This window comes from Sphingobium sp. VMM, from assembly GCF_056790315.1.
This window is the reverse complement of sequence record NZ_JBXGSI010000006.1, coordinates 244,202-264,253: the sequence shown is the minus strand read 5'-3', so window position 1 is coordinate 264,253 and position 20,052 is coordinate 244,202. Positions and strand designations below refer to the sequence as shown.

Annotated in this window: 13 protein-coding genes; 4 read left to right on the top strand and 9 right to left on the bottom strand. The window is 65.2% G+C overall.

Annotated features, from left to right (window positions below):
• Positions 1-256: 256 nt before the first annotated feature.
• Positions 257-3,337, bottom strand: coding sequence for a TonB-dependent receptor (locus ACUCV3_RS10385; protein WP_482240601.1), 3,081 nt, complete (start codon positions 3,335-3,337; stop codon positions 257-259).
• Positions 3,338-3,530: 193 nt separating this feature from the next.
• Between ACUCV3_RS10385 and ACUCV3_RS10380 the strand changes: the two genes are divergently transcribed.
• Positions 3,531-5,450, top strand: coding sequence for a rhamnogalacturonan lyase (locus ACUCV3_RS10380; protein WP_482240600.1), 1,920 nt, complete (start codon positions 3,531-3,533; stop codon positions 5,448-5,450).
• Positions 5,451-5,595: 145 nt separating this feature from the next.
• Positions 5,596-8,691, top strand: a complete 3,096-nt coding sequence (locus tag ACUCV3_RS10375) for a DUF4982 domain-containing protein (protein WP_482240599.1) — start codon at positions 5,596-5,598, stop codon at positions 8,689-8,691.
• 151 nt (positions 8,692-8,842) lie between these two features.
• On the opposite strand, the gene ACUCV3_RS10370 is transcribed toward ACUCV3_RS10375, so the two are convergent.
• The 4 genes from ACUCV3_RS10370 to ACUCV3_RS10355 form a co-directional block, all read right to left on the bottom strand.
• Positions 8,843-10,468 carry an FAD-dependent oxidoreductase gene (locus tag ACUCV3_RS10370; RefSeq protein WP_482240598.1) on the bottom strand — a complete coding sequence of 542 codons (1,626 nt, stop codon included), beginning with the start codon at positions 10,466-10,468 and terminating at the stop codon, positions 8,843-8,845.
• The gene (locus tag ACUCV3_RS10365) at positions 10,469-11,233 is read right to left on the bottom strand and encodes an anti-sigma factor family protein (protein ID WP_279730066.1); all 765 of its coding nucleotides are present in this window, start codon (positions 11,231-11,233) and stop codon (positions 10,469-10,471) included.
• 3 nt (positions 11,234-11,236) lie between these two features.
• Entirely contained in the window at positions 11,237-11,758 is a 522-nt protein-coding gene (locus ACUCV3_RS10360) for a sigma-70 family RNA polymerase sigma factor (protein WP_279730065.1), read from the bottom strand.
• 74 nt (positions 11,759-11,832) lie between these two features.
• Positions 11,833-12,858, bottom strand: coding sequence for an oxidoreductase (locus ACUCV3_RS10355; protein WP_279730063.1), 1,026 nt, complete (start codon positions 12,856-12,858; stop codon positions 11,833-11,835).
• 113 nt (positions 12,859-12,971) lie between these two features.
• On the opposite strand from ACUCV3_RS10355, the gene ACUCV3_RS10350 reads away from it, so the two are divergent.
• Complete coding sequence (locus ACUCV3_RS10350; protein ID WP_279730062.1) at positions 12,972-13,481, top strand: hypothetical protein; 510 nt, start codon at positions 12,972-12,974, stop codon at positions 13,479-13,481.
• A gap of 20 nt (positions 13,482-13,501) precedes the next feature.
• The gene (locus ACUCV3_RS10345) at positions 13,502-14,566 is read left to right on the top strand and encodes a Gfo/Idh/MocA family protein (protein ID WP_279730061.1); all 1,065 of its coding nucleotides are present in this window, start codon (positions 13,502-13,504) and stop codon (positions 14,564-14,566) included.
• 121 nt (positions 14,567-14,687) lie between these two features.
• On the opposite strand, the gene ACUCV3_RS10340 is transcribed toward ACUCV3_RS10345, so the two are convergent.
• From ACUCV3_RS10340 to glgC, 4 genes are all read right to left on the bottom strand, one after another.
• Positions 14,688-15,320, bottom strand: a complete 633-nt coding sequence (locus tag ACUCV3_RS10340) for a PaaI family thioesterase (protein ID WP_279776187.1) — start codon at positions 15,318-15,320, stop codon at positions 14,688-14,690.
• Positions 15,321-15,416: 96 nt separating this feature from the next.
• On the bottom strand, positions 15,417-17,321 hold the full coding sequence (gene glgX, locus ACUCV3_RS10335; RefSeq protein ID WP_482240597.1) for a glycogen debranching protein GlgX: 1,905 nt from the start codon (positions 17,319-17,321) through the stop codon (positions 15,417-15,419).
• Positions 17,318-18,769, bottom strand: coding sequence for a glycogen synthase GlgA (glgA, locus tag ACUCV3_RS10330; RefSeq protein ID WP_279731317.1), 1,452 nt, complete (start codon positions 18,767-18,769; stop codon positions 17,318-17,320). The genes glgX and glgA overlap by 4 nt, the downstream gene beginning before the upstream one ends.
• 8 nt (positions 18,770-18,777) lie before the next feature.
• Positions 18,778-20,037, bottom strand: coding sequence for a glucose-1-phosphate adenylyltransferase (gene glgC, locus ACUCV3_RS10325; protein ID WP_279731318.1), 1,260 nt, complete (start codon positions 20,035-20,037; stop codon positions 18,778-18,780).
• Between the last annotated feature and the right edge of the window lie 15 nt (positions 20,038-20,052).

Below are 20,052 nucleotides of genomic sequence, written 5' to 3'. Positions count from 1 at the left end.
GCGCGCATCCACGCCATTTCTGCGCGCAACGCACAACTATCGTGCCGACAAACGGCAGGACAGGACGGGTCCGGATGTTATCGAACGGGTGACGCGCCCGCTGCCAAGATCCGGGGCGCACACCGCGGTTTTCGAAAAGCGGGCGCGTCACCTTTCCCATGACCCGACCTTCCCCCATTGCGCCCACCCGCAAAAGAAAACGCGGCCCCGGAACATGCCCGGAACCGCGTCTTTGCCCTTCCCCAAGGGAATGGGATCAGAACTTGCCCTGGATACCGACGAAGAAGCGCTGACCGGGATAGGCCATCTCCACCGGCATATCGCTATTGATATAGAGTTTGGTGGATTCCTTGGTCAGGTTCTGCGCTTCCAGGAAGACACTGAAATGATATTGCGGGAAGCGCAGCGTGATCTTTCCGTCCAGATAGCCTTCACCCCTGCGATAGAGCGGGTTATTGCCGTTATTGGCATCAATCACCGTCTGCATCCACTTGGAGCGATAATTGTAGCTCAGGCGGAAATTGAGCCAATCCTTGTCGTAGAAGAAGCTGGCATTATAAGTATATTTCGACATGCCGGGATATTCTTTGAGTTCCGCCCCGGTCGCACTGTTGGTGAGGTTGGTCCGCAACGCCCGCGAATAGCTGAAATTCGCGCTAGCCCCGAAACCATCGAACGGCTTGGGCAGGAAGGTGAAGGCAGTCTGCGCATTCGCCTCGATGCCGTCGAGCAGCGCACCAAAGCCATTGACCGGCTGGCGCACCGTATAGCTGGAGCCGTCGTTGAACAGGTCCACGCCGCTGCGGGTCACATTGGGAATGACGAAGCTGGATTCATATTTCTTCCAATAGCCCAGGCTCAGCATCGTGTCGGCGTTGGGATACCAGGCCAGGTTCACTTCCCACTGGTCGGCCCGATAGGGCTTGAGCGCCGGATTACCCGCTGTGCAGGTATCGTCCGTGCCCGTGATGGTGATGTCATCCAAACAATTGATGTTCGGCACCAGGTCGGTCGGGCGCGGTCGCGCCAAATTCTTGGCCCAGTTGGCCCGCAGGAACAGGTCGCGCGCCAGTTCCAGATTGGCGTTGAAGGCCGGCATGATGTCCGTGTAACTGTTGCTGATCGTCACCGATTGCGCCGCCAGAACGACGGTTTCCGTGCCGCCGGTCGGGGTGAAGCGGGTCACGCGGCTGACATTGGTGCCGGTCCCTTCATCCTTGGTATGCATCCAGCGCACGCCGGCATTGCCGGTCAGGCGCATGCCGAAAATCTGGGTATCGATATCCGCCATGACATAACCCGCCAGCACGGTTTCGTCGATCTTGGCGCTGGGCACCTGCGGGAAACCATCGGCGAAGCGGACCAGATCATGATCGAAGCCCGACAGATCGTAGAATTTCCCCAGTTCCTCGGCATCGAAATTGGGGAAGGCGAGCCCCGTGGGCAGGCCAGCCGGCGCGCCCTTGAGGCCGGAAAAGAGCGGCGCGCCACCCGTGGTACCGCCAATCGCGCCGATCAGCGCGGTATATTGGGCGGGCGTCATATACCAGGTATTGCCGTTGCGCGTCTGGGTCGGATTGGCAACGATATTGGTGGTGTAGGAAACATTCGCCGACGACTGATAGGTCATCGTCGTCGGATTCAGCAGGACCGAACCACCACCCTGATAGTTCAGGAATTTTTGTTTGCGCCCCTGGGCACCAAATTCGATCTTGCTGACGATCGGGTGATCAATTTCCCAATCGACGTCGATCTTGAACTGATCTTCGGTATTGTTGAACTCACCCGGACGATATTGCAGGCCGGGGCCATAGACCGGCAGCACCTGGCCATTGGCGCCGGTGCGGGTGAAGTCGGCATAGACCGCCGGATCGGCGGGGTCGAAATTGGATGGGAAGCTGAAGACCGGCAGTCCCTGGTCATTGTTGCGGTCGATGGTGATGCCCGACACGCTGGTGCCCAGCGAAATGAGGTTGGTCTGCTGATCGGTATGGGCGGTCGCATGCGATCCCATCACGTCGATCTTCAACCGGCTATTGGGTTCCCAGGTAAAGCCGCCCGAGAAATATTTGCTGTCCTGGTCATAATCGAAGTCGCGGCGCTGCACGCCGATGATGTTCGCCGCACCATTCCAGTTGGGGTTGGTTGCGGTGCCGATGTTGACGGCGTCAAGCGCGGTGGTGAGGCCGGTGACGACATGGTTCCCGTTGACCGTCGAAGTGCCCAGTTGGACCCGGCGACGCGACGTGCCGCCGCCCGCGCCGGCTGCCAGCTGCGGATCGAGGTTGAAGCGCTCGATGCGACCCAAATCCACCGAATAGTTGGTGTCCTGCAGCTTCTGGTTGCGCAGATTGACCTGGCCGTTGACATAGGCGCGGAAATTGGGCGCCACCTGATATTGCAATGTGACATCGGCCGAGATGCGCTTGTCATTACGCACCAATTGGCGATAGCGCGGCACGGTCGGCGCCCAGTCGAAGAACTGGGTTTCGCACGCCAGCCGGTTGGCGGTGGCGGCCCCAGTGGTCGCACCACCGACGCCAGCGCAGCTCTCATATGTATTATAGTTGCTGTAGAGCGGGTTAGCGACCGTCTTCTCGGTCGAATGATCGAAATCGGCCAGCCGCTGCCAATTAGTGTTGCTGATATAATCCTGGCGTGTGTCGACGTCGCTATAGGTGGCGTTGACCAGGATGCCCAAGCCATCGATCAGGAATTTGGGCTCACCGGCAAAGAAGGTCAGGCGCGGCTTCCAGCTTTCCGTAAGATCCAGATGCTGGCCCGACGCGACCATCGAGATCAGTGGATCCTTCAGTTCCAGCGGCTTGCGCGTTTCGACGCGCACCGTGCCGCCGATGCCGCCTTCGGTCAGGTCGACAGCATAGCCCTTGTAGACGTCGATCGACTTGACCAGTTCGGCCGCGATTTCGCGGAAGTCGCCGGCGCGCGAACCGAGCGCGCTGACCTGGCTGACACCGTTGATCTCGACGCGGTTGAGATCGGGCTCGACGCCACGGATCGAAATCTGGTTGCCCTCGCCAAATTCGCGGCTCAGCTGGACGCCGGTGATGCGGGCGAGCGAGTCACCGATATTCTTGTCGGGGAAGCTGGCGATATCATCGGCGACGATCGAGTCGACGACGGTGTTCGCTTCCTTCTTGCGGTTGATCGCCGATTGCAGCGAGGCACGGGTGCCGACGACGACGATATCGGCGGCCGAAACGGCGCCTTCCTTCTTTTCGCCTTCGTCATTTGTCTGAGCAATGGCTGAAGCCGACATCAGCATGACGCCCGCCATGGCGAGGGCAGAGGCGCCCTTCAGCGTCCGGCGAACCATTGCGATGTTTGAAAAATTGCGTGCACTTTCAGTGGTATGCTCGCGCATAGCCGATCCCCTCTCTCCCAGAACACCCATGACCGACTCCGTTTCCCCACGGTCGTCGAATCAGTTTCTAGACGGAGAGTTACTGAACCTATATGTGGGATGCAATTCTAATATTTGGATCAGTAGTGATCCAGAGGGGAGATTGATGCAAATGCGCACCACTATTCGGGCCTTTACCATGATGCTCGGGCTGGCGACTTCGACCATGGCACTAGCAACTGGCCCCACCGCCCGAATAGCGGCCGAACGACTTGATCGTGGCGCGGTAGCGCTACCAACACAAGGCGGCGGCATGCTTATTACATGGCGTCTACTGACCGATGATCCCGCCACCATCCGCTTCCGCCTGCTGCGCGACGGCAAGCCGATCCATGACAGCCGCGTCGGCGAAGCCACCGCCTTCGTCGACAGGAAGGGCAGCACGACCAGCCGCTATGCGGTGCAGCGGATCGGCGACAAGGGCGCCCCCTCCCCCGCCATGATGTGGGACAAATCCTATCTCTCCATCCCCCTCACGCCCCCCGCCGACGGCGTCACCCCGGCCGGCGAGTCGTTCAGCTACACCGCCAATGATGCCAGCGCGGCCGATCTGGACGGCGACGGCCGTTACGAGATCATCCTGAAATGGGATCCGACCAACAGCCATGACAATAGCCAGGGCGGCTATAGCGGCTCGGTCTTCCTCGACGCCTATCGGCTCGACGGCACGCGGCTATGGCGCATCGACCTTGGCCGCAACATCCGCGCCGGCGCCCATTATACCCAGTTCCTGGCCTTCGACTTCGATGGCGACGGTCGCGCCGAAGTGGCGATGAAGACCGCCGACGGCACGATCGACGGCATCGGCACGGTGATCGGCGACGCGAAGGCCGACTGGCGCGGCCATGATGGCGAAGTGCCGCAGCGCGACCGCACCGGCGCCAAAGTCCTTGCCGATGGCACCAAGGTCGCGCCGATGCAGGGCCGCATCGTCAAGGGGCCGGAATATCTGACCGTCTTCGACGGCCTCACCGGCAAGGCACTGGCCACCGCCCCCTATGATCCGCCGCGCTATCCCGGCGGCAATCCCACGACGCAGCAGCTGACCGAAAGCTGGGGCGATGGCTATGCCAACCGGTCCGACCGGTTCCTGGCCGGTGTCGCCTATCTCGACGGCCATCTGCCCTCGATGGTCTTTGGCCGCGGCTATTATGCCCGCACCGCGATCGCCGCCTGGGACTGGCGCGACGGCAAGCTGACCCAGCGCTGGCTGTTCGACAGCAGCCAGCCAGGCAAGGGCGACTATGCCGGGCGCGGCAATCACCAGCTTTCGGTCGCCGATGTCGATGGCGACGGCCGCGACGAGGTGATCTACGGATCGATGGCGGTCGATGACGATGGCAAGGGGCTGTGGACCCAGCCGCTCTTCCACGGCGACACCATGCATGTCAGCGATCTCGACCCCGCCCGCCCCGGCCTCGAAAAATTCGGCGTGTTCGAGGATCAGCGCCAGAATGGCATGATCGGCTCCGCCCTTCTCGACGCGCGCACCGGCCAGATGCTCTGGTCCACCCCGGCCGAAAAGGACACCGGCCGCGGCGTCGCCGCCGATATCGATCCGCGCCACTGGGGCGCCGAGTTCTGGAATTCCAGTTCGGCCGAACTGTTCGACGTCGCCGGCAAGCCGATCGGCCCGCGCCCGCGCCAGATGAACTTCGCCATCTGGTGGGATGGCGACCTGCTGCGCGAACTGCTCGACAAGACGACCATTTCCAAATGGGACTGGGAAAATGGCAGGGAAATCCCCCTGCTCTCGCCCGAAGGCCTGTCGTCCAACAACGGCACCAAGGCGACACCGGCGCTCCAGGCCGACCTGATCGGCGACTGGCGCGAGGAAGTGGTGTGGCGCAGCGCCGACAATCGCGAACTGCGCATCTACACCACCCCCTATCCGACCACGCACCGCTTCGTGACGCTGATGCAGGACCCGGTCTATCGCCTCGGCGTCGCCTGGCAGAACACCGCCTATAACCAGCCGCCGCACACCAGCTTCTATCTGGGCGCCGGCAAGCAGGGCGAACGCTGACTCTCGATCGGGTGGGCGGCGCCACAAACGCCGCCCACCTGACTGACCAATATATGGATCACATATCCATTTTTAGGGATATCTATTGACCCCTCGTCCGGCATCGCCCAAAGTGGCCTGACCAATATTCGGAGAGGGCAAGGGCATGAAGCGGAAATCGGCTGTCGGCGCGCGGATGCGTCAGTTGCGGGGTGGCCTGGCCCTGCTGGCGCTGGCGCCGCTCCTGCCTTTGGCACCCGCCGCCGCCCATGACGCCTCCACCGTCACCGCCTCGCCGCGCCAGACCTATAATCTCAATCCCGGCTGGCTGATGACCACCGGCGATCAGGCCGGTGCGCAGCAGCCCGGCTTTGACGACAAGGGCTGGCAAAGCGTCACCCTGCCCAACGCCTTCAACGAGACCCAGGCCTTCGCCCGCGATATCAAGGCGCTGTCCACCGGCATCATCTGGTATCGCAAGCATATCAGCCTCCCCGCCGATGCGGCGCGAGGCAGGGCCTTCCTGGAATTTGAAGGCGTGCGCCAGGCCGCCGAAATCTGGGTCAATGGCCGCTCGGTCGTCCTGTCCGAACATGGCGTGATGGCCTTTGGCGCCGATATCAGTGCCGCACTCAAGCCCGGCGACAATGTCATCGCCGTGCGCGTCGACAATGACTGGAAGTACAAGGAACGCGCCACCGGCAGCGGCTTCCAGTGGAATAATGACAATTTCAACGTCAATTATGGCGGCATTACCAAGAATGTCCGGCTCCACCTGACGGGCCAAGTCTATCAGACGCTGCCGCTCTATTCGTCGCTCGGCACCACCGGCCAATATGTCTGGGCCGACGGTTTCGACATCGCCGGCCGCCGCGCGACCATCCATGCCGAAAGCCAGGTCCGCAACGACAGCGCCGCCGCCCGCGCCTTGTCGCTCCGCGTCGAAGTGCGCGATCCCGCCGGCCGCCGCATTGCCCGCTTCGACAGCGCCGCCACCTCGATCGCGCCCGGACAGACCGCCACCCTCGCCGCCGCATCGCCGGTAGCCGGCCTCCATTATTGGAGCTGGGGCTATGGCTATCTCTACACCGTGACGACCAGCCTGATGGACAAGGGCAAGGTCATCGACAGCGTCGATACGAAGACCGGCTTCCGCCAGACCCGCTTCGGCGATGGCAAGGTCGACCTCAACGGCCGCACCATCATGGTCCATGGCTATGCCCAGCGCACCTCCAACGAATGGCCCGCCGTCGGCACCTCCATCCCGCCCTGGATCAGCGATTTCTCCAACGCGCTGATGGTGGAAAGCGGCGGCAACCTCGTCCGCTGGATGCACGTCACCCCATCCAAGCAGGACATCGAATCCGCCGACCGCGTCGGCCTGATGCAGGCGATGCCGGCGGGCGACGCCGAAAGCGACGTGACCGGCCGCCGCTGGGACCAGCGCAAGGAGGTGATGCGCGATGCGATCATCTACAACCGCAACAATCCCTCGATCCTCTTCTACGAAAGCGGGAACGAGAATATCAGCGAAGACCATATGGCGGAGATGAAGGCGATCCGCGACCTGTACGATCCCCATGGCGGCCGCGCCATCGGATCACGCGAGATGCTGGACAGCCGCATCGCCGAATATGGCGGCGAGATGATGTATATCAACAAGAGCGCCAGGCATCCGATGTGGTCGATGGAATATAGCCGCGACGAAGCCGCCCGCGCCTATCAGGACAATTTCACCCCGCCCTTCCACAAGGATGCGCCCGCCTATAATCGCAACCAGGACAGTCACGCCATCGAGGATGTGAAGCGCTGGAACGACTATTATGTCATGCGGCCGGGCACCGGCACCCGCGTCAGTTCCGGCGGCGTCAACATCATCTGGTCGGACAGCAACACCCATTATCGCGGCGACAATAATTACCGCCGCTCGGGTGAGGTCGACGCCGTGCGCATCCCCAAGCAGGGCTTTTTCGCGCATCAGGTGATGTGGAACGACTGGGTCGACAGCGTCACCCCCGCCACCCACATTATCGGCCACTGGAACTACGCCCCCGGCACGGTCAAGGACATGAGCGTCGTGTCCAATGGGGATAGCGTCGAGCTGTTCCTCAACGGTCGCTCGCTCGGCAAGGGCCAGCGCAGCGACAGCTTCCTCTTCAGCTGGAAAAATATTGCCTTCGCCCCCGGCACGCTGCGCGCGGTCGCCACCCACGCCGATGGCAAGACCTCGGAGTTCAGCCTCTCGACCACCGGCCCGGCGGTCGCGCTCAAACTCACCCCCCATGTCTCGCCGCGCGGCTTCGTCATGGACGGCGCCGACATCGCACTGGTCGATGTCGAGGCCGTCGATGCGCAGGGCCGCCGCGTGCCGGTCGACGCCAGCAAGGTCCATTTCGACCTCCAGGGGCCGGCGCTCTGGCGCGGCGGCATTGCCCAGGGCGACAGCCAGGGCAAGGTCCGCGCCGGCCAGACCGAAGGTGAAGCGGTGGTGACCAAGGCGCATGGCGCGGACGGCACCACCTCCTATGCCGGCACCGCGCGCGAGGAGGATAATTATATCCTCTCGCCCGACCTGCCGCTGGAGGGCGGGGTCAACCGCGTCCTGATCCGCGCGGGCACCAAGGCCGGCACCGTATCGCTCACCGCGACCGCGCCAGGCCTCAAAGCCGCCAGCCTGTCGATCCAGACCAAGCTGCCGGCCGCTTCCAAGAATGGCCTGTCCACCGATTTCGCCGACGCCTTCCAGCCCGGCAGCCTGGTGCGTGGCCCCACGCCGGCCACCCCCAGCTTCACCCCGCACCGCACCACTTTCCTCGCCCAGGATATTCGCGCCGGGTCCGGACAGGCCGATGCCGGTGCCACCGTCGACGACAATGAACTCACCCGCTGGGCGAGCGACGGCAAGCTCGACAATGGCTGGATCGAATATCGCTTCGCCACGCCGGTGCGCCTCAGCGAAATCGACCTGAAGCTGGTCGGCTGGCGCTCGCGCGCCTATCCGCTCGAACTGACGATCGACGGCAAGAGCGTCTGGCGCGGCGAGACCGAACGGCAGCTTGGCTATACCACGCTGCGCTTCCCCGCCACGACCGGCCAGACGCTGCGCATCCGCCAGACCGGCCCGGTGCAGGACAAGGACGCCTTCGGCAAGGTGGTGGAACTGGCCAGCGCCCGCCAGGCCGGCGACACCGGCGCCGACACCGTCCCGCCCGGCTGGCACCTGGGCATCGTCGAAGCGGAGTTCCACGGCCCGGTCGACTGACGCCCCCAGCCCGCACGCTACCACATCCGTTCGTTTCGAGCCTGTCGAGAAACGACCAGAAGCGGACGTTTCCTACTCCCCTCCCTTGCAGGGAGGGGCTATGTCTTGTTCCCACCGCATCGCCGCCGTTCGGCGAAGCTCAAAGCAAGCGCTACGACGCCTTCGCCAGTCCCGGCACGCGCACCGGCTGCGCCACCGGCCGGTTGAGCGCGACCGACAGCCGATCCGCCGTGCGCAGCGCCAGCGCCGCGATGGTTAGCGTCGGATTGGCCCAGCTCGACGTCGGGAAGGTCGAAGAGCCCACGACATAGAGATTGGCCTGGCCATGCACGCGCCCGTCGGCATCCACCACGCCCTGGCGCGGATCGGTCGCCATGCGCGTCGTGCCCATATGATGATAGCCGCCGATCGCGTGGGAGGAGATGAGCGGATCGTTGCGCCACAGCTCGCCCGGCTCGTCCAGCCAATCGGCCCGCTCGACCCGGCCCATGCCCAGCCGCTTGAGTTCACGGCCCAGACCATCGACCAGTCCCGTCACGCTATGCTTGTCGATCGCCGACAAGCGCCAGTCCAGCGCCACGCGCGGCACGCCCAGCGCGTCGCGCTCCTTCGTCAGCAGCACCCGGCTATCGGGATTGGGCGCCTGTTCCGCCCGCACCAGCAGCGCGATCTCCAGCTTGCCCGCCTGGTGCAGCAGCCAGGGACGCAGCGGATCGACATGGCGCTGGGCCCAGGTCGCCGCCTTCTTGGTCATCATCCACATCCGCCGGCCACTGCGGGTCGGCGACATGTCATGCTTGAGCGAGCCATAGGCCCGCATGCCCCAGAATTGCGACGCCCGCGCCGGTTGCCGCCCGACGATGGTCAGCGAACTGTTGAGCAGCCCCTCGCGCCGCTGCAGATCGGCAGACGGCGTGATCAGCGCCGCCATGTCATGGCCGCCGATCCGGTGCCGCCGGCCGAACGCCTTGAGCAGCGGCCAGGCTTTCGCATCGACGATCCGCCCGCCGCGGGCATGGGGATGCTCCATGAAGTTGCGGCCGACCTGGTCGCGCTCATTGCCGATGTTCGACGCCAGCAGCAGCCGGGCATTCTCGATCCCGCCCGCCGCCAGCACGAAGGCGCGGGCCTCGACATGCAGATGCGCGCCGGCGAGCGCCTTCGCCTCGATCCGGCTGATCGCGCCATCCCTGGTCACGATCCGCGTGACGCTGGCATGGGTGATGATCTCGCAGCGCGGATGGTCGCGCAGATCCTGGCACGCGTCGAAGGTGAAGCGGTTGAAGCGCGGATCGAAATTCCACACCGGCATGTGCAGTTCCGACCGGTCGAAGCCGGGCAGCGGCACGCCATGGGCGCTCAGCGCCTCGGCGCTGGCCGGCTCGTCGCCAATCTCGAATATGCCGCGCGCCTGGCCATAATAATCCTGCAGTTCGTCCCACGACAGCGGCCAGCCTGATCCCGCCACCCAGTCGCGGCGCTGCAGGTCGATCGGGTCCAGCGTAGCACAGCGCCCGCCCCAGATCGCCGTCGTGCCGCCAAAGAAGCGCAGCCGCGCATCGTCCAGATCATAATAGGCCTGGCCGACATTCTTGCCGGCGTTGAGGTTGGCGGTTTCCCGCTCATAGTCCAGCCCGCCGCTTTCCAGCAGCAACACCTGATGCCCGGTCGCCAGCAGCCGGCGCGCGGTGGTGATGCCGGCCGCGCCCGCGCCGATGACGCAGACATCTGCCCGCCGGCGCAGCGCGCCGGTCTGTTGCGAGAGATCAATGCTCATTCATGCGTCCTGATTATTGGCCAGATCGGCCGCGTGCTTCTGCAGGAAATCCTGGGATTCCACGCCGGTCAGCACATAGACGGTGCCCTTGCGGGCCCAGTAGGCGATGGTCTCGCCGTCGACGACCTGGGTGCGCGGCGTTTCCGGCAGGCCGGTGACAGCCCGCGCCGCGAACAGCGATACCGGCGCCTTTTCGCCCGCATCGATCACCAGTTGCAGGCTCGGCCCATAGTCCGACGGGAAGAGCTGCACATCCAGCACCCGCCAGCCCGCCGGCAGTACCGGCACGTTGATATGGGTGGCCGACCGGACATCGGCCGGGTCGAAATGCGGGATTTCGGGCTGCGACTTCATATGCGACCGCACCAGCGCGGTCTTGTGCGACATCAAGGCCTCCTCGATGAAGACCGGCATCGCCTGCGCCGTCGGCGCGCCCCCCATGTTCAGCTTCCCCACGCCCAGCGCCACCGCAGCCACGATACCCGCCGCCATCGCCAGCCCTCCGCTCAACCGGCGAAACAGCCGGCTGCGGTGCAGCGCGCCTTCCACCTTGCGGGCGCTGTCGTGCAGCCGTTGCGGCACCGGCTGATCATCGCGCTCCGCCAGCGCCCGCATCGCGTCGCGCACCGACAGGTCGGCCAGCACGCGCGCGGCGACATCAGGGTTGCGCACCAGATAATCGGCCACTTCCAGCCGCCCCATGGCGTCGAGCTGGTCGTCGACATAGGCATGCAGTTCGCATTCGGTGATGGTGAGTTCCGCCATGGCTCAATCCCTCACGATGCGCAGATGGCCGGGGCGCACGGCGGGTGCCCCCTCCTCCAGTGCGCGCAGCTTAGCGCGGGCGCGGGACAGCCGCGAAATCAGCGTGCCGATGGGAATGCCGATCGCGTCGGCCGCATCCTGATAGGAAAGCCCCTCGACCGCTACGAGATGCAGCACGGTCTGCTGCTCCTCCGGCAAGGCGCTCAGCGCCGCCTCGATCTGGTGCAGCCGCACCATCTGCTCCTGCGCCGGTGCTGTCATCGGCTCGGCCTGCACTACGGCATCGGCGCGAAACCGTTCGCGCACGGCCGCCCGTCGCGCGCCGCTGATGAAGACATTGTGCAGAATGGAAAACAGCCAGACGCGCAGTGGCCGGCCGCGCTGATAGCTGTCGGCATTGGCATAGGCGCGCACCAGCGCATCCTGGACCAGGTCTTCGGCATCGCTTTCATTGCCGGTCAGTCGACGGGCGTAGCGCATCAGCGCGGGCAACAGGTCGACAACCTTGGGCGGCGTGGGTTTCATACGTCACTTACGCCTCAGTGATCGCTTTAATCCCCCTTCGCCCAAATATTTCTGAATTATGTATCTTCAACCCGTCAGGGCCGGATTTCGCGCCTTTCCGCGCTGCTGCGCAGGCCTGCTTCCAATATTTCCATCACCGCGATCGCTTCGTCCGCCGGCACCGGATTGGCGCCCTCACCCCGGATCGCATCGGCCAGCGCCTGCCAGAACAGCCGGTAATCGCCACGTTCATTCATAATCACATGGCTATCACCCGCCGTATCGGTAAGATGGCCCGGCTGCGGATCGACGCCCCAGTCCGCCCCCTCGGGCCGCTGCCCCGCGACTGTCGCCGCTTCCTGCCCGTCGGTCCCATGCTTGATCCAGCTGCCGCCCGTGCCATGCACAACGAAGCGCAGCCCGTGCGCTGCCGCCTGCTTGGTCGCATGCAGCAGCACGCGATGGCGCGGATAGCGCAGCGTCACATGGAAATAGTCGGGCGACACCGCCCCCTCGCGCAAAGCCGCAATATCCGCGCTCACCCCTTCGGGCTTGCCGAACAGGCACAGCGCCTGGTCGATCAGATGCGGCCCCAGATCCTGCCAGATGCCCGCCGCCCGCGCATCCTTCCAGGTCGTCGCCGGGGTCGGCCGCCAGCGGTCGAAATGGCTTTCGAACTGGATGATCTCGCCCAGCCGTCCCTCGGCAATCAACCGGCGCAAGGTGCGGAAATCCGCGTCCCAGCGCCGGTTCTGGAACACGGCAAGCAGCCTGCCCGCACTTTCCGCCTCGGCCGCCACCCGGCGCGCATCGGCCAGGGTCGCAGCGAAGGGCTTGTCCACCAGCACATGCTTGCCCGCCCGCAGCGCCGCGATCGCATGATCGGCATGCAGCTCGTCCGGGCTGCACACGATGACCAGATCGATCCCCGGCAGCGCCAGCAGCGCATCGACATCGGCCACCACCTGCATGCTCGGCAGGCCGGCATGGACCTTGGCCGGGTCGCGCGAAACGACGGCGCGCAGCGCCATGCCCGGCGTCGCCATCACATAGGGCGCGTGGAACGCCCGCCCGCCAAGCCCATAGCCGATCAGGCCCACGCCGATTTCCTGCATCATCATCGTCCCATATCGCCGGGGCGGATGACGGTGCACGCGCCTTGCCCCATAAAGATAGCATATACTATCTTCATGCCGAATCCCGCGAACGGGATCATGCCGAGAGGATAGCGCTCATGCTGTTGCGCCGACCATCGCCGCTTGTCGACCCAGCATCGGGCGTGCTGCGCGCCGAACATTTCCAGATCGCCTATGCGACCAACGATATCGACCGCGCCCAGACGATCCTGGCCGATCGCTATGGCATAGGCGCCTTTCGCCGGCTCGAAGGGCCGCTGGCAGCCGGCGGCCATATCCGCGTCGAACTGGCCTGGGTCGGCCCGGTCATGTATGAATTGCTGACCGCCTCCGGGCCGGGATCGGCCATCTATATGGACCGGCTCGCCCCCGGCGATGCTTTCCAGTTGCGCCATCATCATCTGGGCTATCTGATCCACGACGCCGCGCAGTGGCAGGCCCTGCTCGCCCGCGCGCAAGCCGACGGCCTGCCCGTCCCCCATGTCAGCCATAATGAAGGCTTCATGGACAGTTGCTTCGTCGATGCGCCGGAGCTTGGCCATTATCTCGAATATATTTTCCCGACCCAGGCCGGGATCGACTTTTTCGCCGCCGTTCCCGCCACCTGACCCGCCTGAAAGGACCAACCATGCCCCCTGCCCCCCGCGCGATCGTCGTCGGCACCGGCTTTGGCTGCCGCATTCATGTTCCCGCCCTGCGCGCCGCCGGGTTCGAGGTAGCGGGCCTCGTCGGCACCGACCCGGACCGCACCCGCCGCCGCGCCGATGCTGTCAACATCGCTGACATCTTCACGGATCTGGGCGAAGCGATCGACCGCGCCGGCGCGGTTGTGGTAACGATCGCCACGCCGCCCGCCACCCATGCCGCGCTTGCCCTGACCGCGATCGAGCGCGGCTGCCATATCCTTTGCGAAAAACCGATGGCCGCCGACCTGGCCGAGGCCCGCGCGATGCTGGCGGCGGCGGAACAGGCGGGCATCACGCACCTGATCGGTAACGAGTTTCGCTGGGCGCCCGATCGCGCGATGATCGGCCGCGCCATCGCCAACGGGCTGATCGGCGATCCACGCTATGTGACCCTGTCCAGCGTCCTGCCGATCGTCGCCGATCCTGCCGCCCGCATGCCGCGCTGGTGGTTCGATGCCGGCGCGGGCGGCGGCTGGCTCGGCGCCCATGGCTCGCATCTGGTCGACCAGTTGCGCGTCTGGCTGGGCGAGGTCGACAGCCTCAGCGCCACCCTGCCCACCGTGTCGGATCGCCCGGCCGACGCAGCGGAGGACAGCTATATCGTCCGCTTCCGCATGAAGAATGGCGCGCAGGGCGTTCTCCAGCACAGTGCCGGCATCTGGGGACCGTCCGAAAATATCAGCCGCGTCGCCGGCACCCATGGCACGCTGTGGGTGGACAAGGGCGTGGTCAGGATCGCCGACCGGGATGGCGTGCGCGACCTGCCGGTCGATGCCGACCTCCACCTGCCGCCGGTCGAAGCCGACGATCCGCGCAAGGCAGCGATGTTGTTCGAACTCGCCCCCTTCATCCGCCTGTGTGAAGCCCTGCGCGCCGGCGTCGAAGGGCGGCCCATGCCCGATGGCGTCCCGGTCCCGACCTTCCATGACGGCGTCGCGGCGATGGCGCTACTCGACGCGATCCGCCAGTCCGCCGCGCAGGATGGCGCGCTCGTCAATATGGCCTAAAAAGAGAGAAGGCCCGTCGACGGGGGGATGTCGACGGGCCCGATCTGCGAGACCGCCCGAGCGGGGGGAAGTGCGGCGGCCTCATGCAACAGAACGGGCCAATGCGGCGATGGTTCCCGACTTATTGCTGATGCGGCAGCAATTCGATGAACAGCCCCTCTGCGTCGGCACACAGAATATCGCCGTCCCGCAGTTCGCCGCGCACGAAACGCTTGCGCCCCTCGACCTTCGTGACCCAGGCGCTGACCTGCAATTCCTTGTCGATCGGCGTGATCGCGCGATAATTGACGTGCAGATAGGCGGTGCGCGCCATGCGCTGCGCGCTCATGTTCGCCGGCAGGCCCAATATCTCGTCGAACAGCAAAGCCACCGCCCCGCCATGAGCGGCATAATTGGCGCCCAGATGGAAGGCGCCAAAGGTGACGCGGGCATGGAGCGAATCATCGCCCATCTGATCGGGGATGAAGGCCGGCGCGAACACCTGGCCATGGCCCGGCGCGTCGCGCACCCGGCCGAACATGCGATGCGCCTCGTCCGCCACCATCGGCGTCAGCCGCTGCGTCCAGGCGGCCAGGTCCGCGTCCAGCGCCTGCGCCGTAGCGTCGTCCAGCTTGGCGGCGGCGACATGATCCAGGAAATCGCGCAACCGGTCGATCATCGCGCCATAGGGCATATCACCCGTCAGCCAGCGCCCGCCCAGCAGATCCCGTTCCTCGTCCGCTCCCGGTCCTGCCGCCGATCCTGCTTCCGTCATCTGTCATCCTGCTCCCTTTGCCCCTGCTTAGCCATGCTTTGGCGGGCGAAGGAAGCCCCCGATCGGCGGGCAGGATGACGGCTGGATCGCCGCGCATCAATCGGGCGCGGCCACGCCTTCCGGGATAACGCTACGGCGTTGCGGCATCACGCTGCGTCCCGGCACCATCAGGGGACCGCCGGGCGTCTCGAAAAGAATATCGCCCTCCGCGCCATTGATGCACAGGCTGAGGCCCGACGCCCGGAAATGCAGCACCAGCCGCCGCCGCGCGGGATCTTCCCATTGGGCGACGCTTAGCGGCTGACCGCCCTCGTCCAGCCAGACGACATCGTCCTCGCCCAGCAGCGCCACGTCGGTTAGCTCGGCACAATTCCGCCGCCACTGACCCAATGCAAAGGCATGGGCCTCGATCTCCCGGTCGCGCGCGTCCCATTCGATCCAGCTGATGCCATTATCCTGCGCATAGGCATTATTATTGCCCATCTGGCTGCGCCCGAACTCGTCACCCGCCGTCAGCATGATCGTCCCGCGCGAGCAGAAGAGGGTGGAGAGCAGCGCCTTGATGTCGCGCCGCCGCGCCGCGATGACCGTCGGATCGTCGCTCGCCCCCTCCACGCCGTTGTTCCAGCTGAAATTCTCGCCATGGCCATCGCGATTGTCCTCGCCATTGGCTAGGTTATGCTTGTCCGCATAAGCGGTGCAGTCGGCCAAAGTGAAGCCGTCATGGGCGGCGAGGAAATTGACGCTGCGGGTCGTCCCCTCGAAAATATCCGACGATCCCGCCAGTCGCGTGGCGAAGGCACCGATCGTGCCAGCGTCGCCCCGCCAGAAACGCCGCATATCGTCGCGATAGCGGTCATTCCATTCCAGCCAGGGTGGCCCGAACCGGCCCAGTTGATAGCCGCCCGGCCCGATATCCCATGGCTCGGCGATCAGGATGCGGTCGCCCAGCACCGGATCGGCGCGCATCTCCGCCAGCAACGGCGCATCACGGTCGAACCCGTCCGGCAGCCGCCCCAGCGCCGGCGCCAGATCGAAACGGAAGCCGTCAATCCCCGCCTGCACCACGAAATGGCGCAGCGATTCCAGGATCAGCCGGCGGACCATCGGCTGGTTGCAATCCACGCTGTTGCCGGTGCCGGTATCGTTGATCAGTCGCCCGTCCGCCTCGTGCCGGAAATAGGCGCGGGCATTGAGGCCGCGCAGCGACAAGGTCGGCCCCAAGCGGTCGCTTTCGCCGTCATGATTATAGACCATGTCCATCATCACGCCGATCCCCGCATCGTGCAGCGCCGCCGTTGCCTCCCGCAATTCGGCAAGCCCGCCGGGCGCCAGTCGCGGATCGAGCGCGAAATAGCTGACCGGATTATAGCCCCAGGCATTGCGCAGGCCGTGCGGCGGCAGATGCCGCTCATCGATCCACGCGTTGATCGGCATCAGCTCGACCGCGCCAACGCCCAGCTTCTGCAGATGATCGATCACCACCGGATGGGCGAGCGCGGCGATCGTGCCGCGCTGCGCCTCGGGCACGTCAGGATGCAGCAGCGAGAAGCTGCGCACCTGCAATTCGTAGAGCAGCCCGCCCGGCTGGAAGCACGGCGGCGCCGGCGCGACGGCCTGCAGCGGCGCGGCGACCACGCCCTTGGGCATCAGCGGCGCCGTGTCCTCCCCCTGCCCGCGCGGCGCGGCCAGCATCGGGTCATGGACGAAGGCCCGGTCGATCGCCGGCGCATAGGGATCGAGCAGCAGCTTGTCGGGGTCGAACCACAGACCATGATCGGGATCATAAGGGCCATCGGCGCGCAGGCCATAGCGGGCACCGGCACCGACGCCCGGCGCATGGACCTGCCAGATGCCCTCCTCCCCACGCGTCATCGGCAGGCGGGTTTCCCGGTCGTCCTGATCGAACAGGCAGAGCCAGAGCTGCGTTGCCTCCGGCGCCCAGACGGCAAAGCGGGTTCCGCCGGCATCGATCACCGGCCCGAACCCGCCCGCGCTCATGCCGCTTCGCGCCCCAGCAGGCTGCGATAGAGGGCCGCGTAGCGCGCCGCGCTGCGGGTCCAGCTGAAATCGGCGCGCATCCCCGCGCGCTGCATCGTCTGCCAGGCCTCCGCCTCGCCATGCAGCCGCACCGTCCGCGCGATCGCACCATGCAGCGCCAGCGGATCGTCGCCGGCGAACAGGATGCCGGTCGCCACGCCCGCACTCACCGCCGCTTCGTTGGCGTCGATCACCGTATCGGCCAGGCCACCGACCCGCGCCACCACCGGCACGCAGCCATAGCGCAGGCCATAAAGCTGAGTCAGGCCGCACGGCTCGAACCGCGACGGGATCAGGATCGCGTCGCCGCCCGCCTGCAACAGATGCGACAGCGGCTCGTCATAGCCGATCTGTACGCCCACCCGGCCGCGATGCCGGTCCGCCGCCGCCAGGAAACCGCCCTCCAGCGCGTGATCGCCCGATCCCAGCACCGCCAGTTTCGCGCCCAGCCCGACCAGATGGTCGATCGCCCCCATCATCAGGTCCATGCCCTTCTGCCAGGTCAGGCGGCTGATGATGACGAAGATCGGCGCATCGTCACGCTGCAGGCCGAAGCGTTTTTCCAGCGCCCGCCGGTTGGCACTGCGTCCACTCAGGGCGCGCGCGCTGTAGCGCCGCGCGATCAGTTCATCCTCGGCCGGGTTCCAGATGTCGGTATCCACGCCGTTCAATATGCCATGCAGCTTGTCACTGCGCCCGTTGATCAGCCCGTCCAGCCCCATGCCATGGACCGGCGAGCGAATTTCCTCGGCATAGGTCGGGCTGACCGTGGTGATCGCATCGGCCGACACCAGCCCCGCCTTCAGGAAGCCGGTGCCGCCATAATATTCGACGCCATCCATGCCCCAGGCCTCGGCCGGCAGGCCAAGCTGGGCGAATATCTCCGGCCCGAACCGCCCCTGAAAGGCCAGGTTATGGATGGTCACGACGCGCGGCACGGCATGGGCCGGACCAAAGCGCATATAGGCCGCCGTCATCGCCGCCTGCCAGTCATGGACATGGACGATATCAGGCACCCAGCCCTTCACGCCCTCCGCCGCAATGTCCGCCCCGACCCGCGCCAGCGCGGCAAAGCGCCGCCAATTGTCGCCCCAGTCATTGCCGCCATGGTCGCCATACGGCCCGCCTTCGCGCGCGAAGAAATCGGGCGCATCCAGCACCAGCAGGTCGAGGTCGCCGACCTTGCCCGCCAGCACCGTTGCCGCGGCACCGAACAGCTTGTCATAGCGGCGCACCGCCTTGGCCTTGCCCAGCTTCGACAGCACCGAAGGATAGCCCGGCACCAAGGTCCGGGTCTCGACATCATGGCCGGCCAGCGCGCCGGGCAGCGCGCCGACGACATCGGCCAGCCCCCCGGTCTTGATCAGCGGATAGATTTCGGACGCAACCGACAGAAGCTTCATCATCATCCTTCGTTTCAGGCCACCAGCCGATCGATCATCGGCTGCGTCACCAGGCATATGCCGCTGTCGGTGCGGCGAAAATGCTGCGCGTCAAAGGCCGGGTCTTCGCCGATGATTAGGCCCGGCGGGATGCTGATCCCCGAGTCCACCACGCATTTGTGCAGCCGCGCGCCCCGCCCGATCTCGCAATTGGGCATGATGATGCTTTCCGTCACTGACGAGAAGCTGTGGGTGCGTACCTCGGAAAAGAGCAGGCTGCGATGCAGCGATGATCCCGACACGATGCAACCGCCCGCCACCAGCGAACTGGTCGCCGATCCGCGCCGCCCTTCCTCATTATGGACGAACTTGGCCGGCGGCGTGACCTCCGAATAGGTCCAGAGCGGCCAGCTGCGGTCGTAAAGGTCGAGGCTGGGCACCACGTCGGTCAGGTCGATATTGGCCTGCCAATAGGCGTCGATCGTGCCGACATCGCGCCAATAGGGCACCAGCTCGCTTTCCGCCCGCACACAGCTGCTGGAGAAGCGATGCGCCACCGCCTTCCCGTGCTTGACGATATAGGGGATGATATCGCCACCGAAATCACGCTTGCTGTTCTTGTCGTCGGCGTCCCGCCACAATTGCTCGATCAGGAAGCGGGTGCGAAAGACATAAATGCCCATCGATGCCAGCGCCATGTCGGGCTGGCCGGGAATGGCGGGTGGATCCTTGGGCTTTTCGACAAAGGCGGTGATCACGTCCGCCTCGTCAACATGCATCACGCCGAAGCCGACCGCCTCCATCCGCGGCACCTCCAGACAGCCAACAGTGACATCTGCGCCACTGTCGACATGCTGCTGCAGCATCAGCTCATAGTCCATCTTGTAGACATGATCGCCGGCCAGGATGACCATATATTCCGGCGCATAGCTTTCGATGATGTCGATATTCTGGAACACGGCGTCGGCCGTGCCCTCATACCATTGGCTTTCGGAGATACGCTGGCTGGCGGGCAATATGTCGAAGCTCTCGTTGCGCTCGGGTCGCAGGAAGTTCCACCCGCGCTGCAAATGGCGGATCAGCGAATGGGCCTTATACTGGGTTGCGACGCCGATGCGGCGGATACCGCTGTTGAGCGCGTTGGACAGGGCAAAGTCGATGATCCGCGCCTTGCCGCCGAAATGCACGGCCGGCTTGGCCCGCCGGTCGGTCAGCTCGGCAAGGCGACTGCCGCGTCCGCCGGCCAGCACATAGGCCATGGCGTCGCGCGCGATCGGCTGATTGCGTTGTTGCATTAGGGCTCCTCTCTC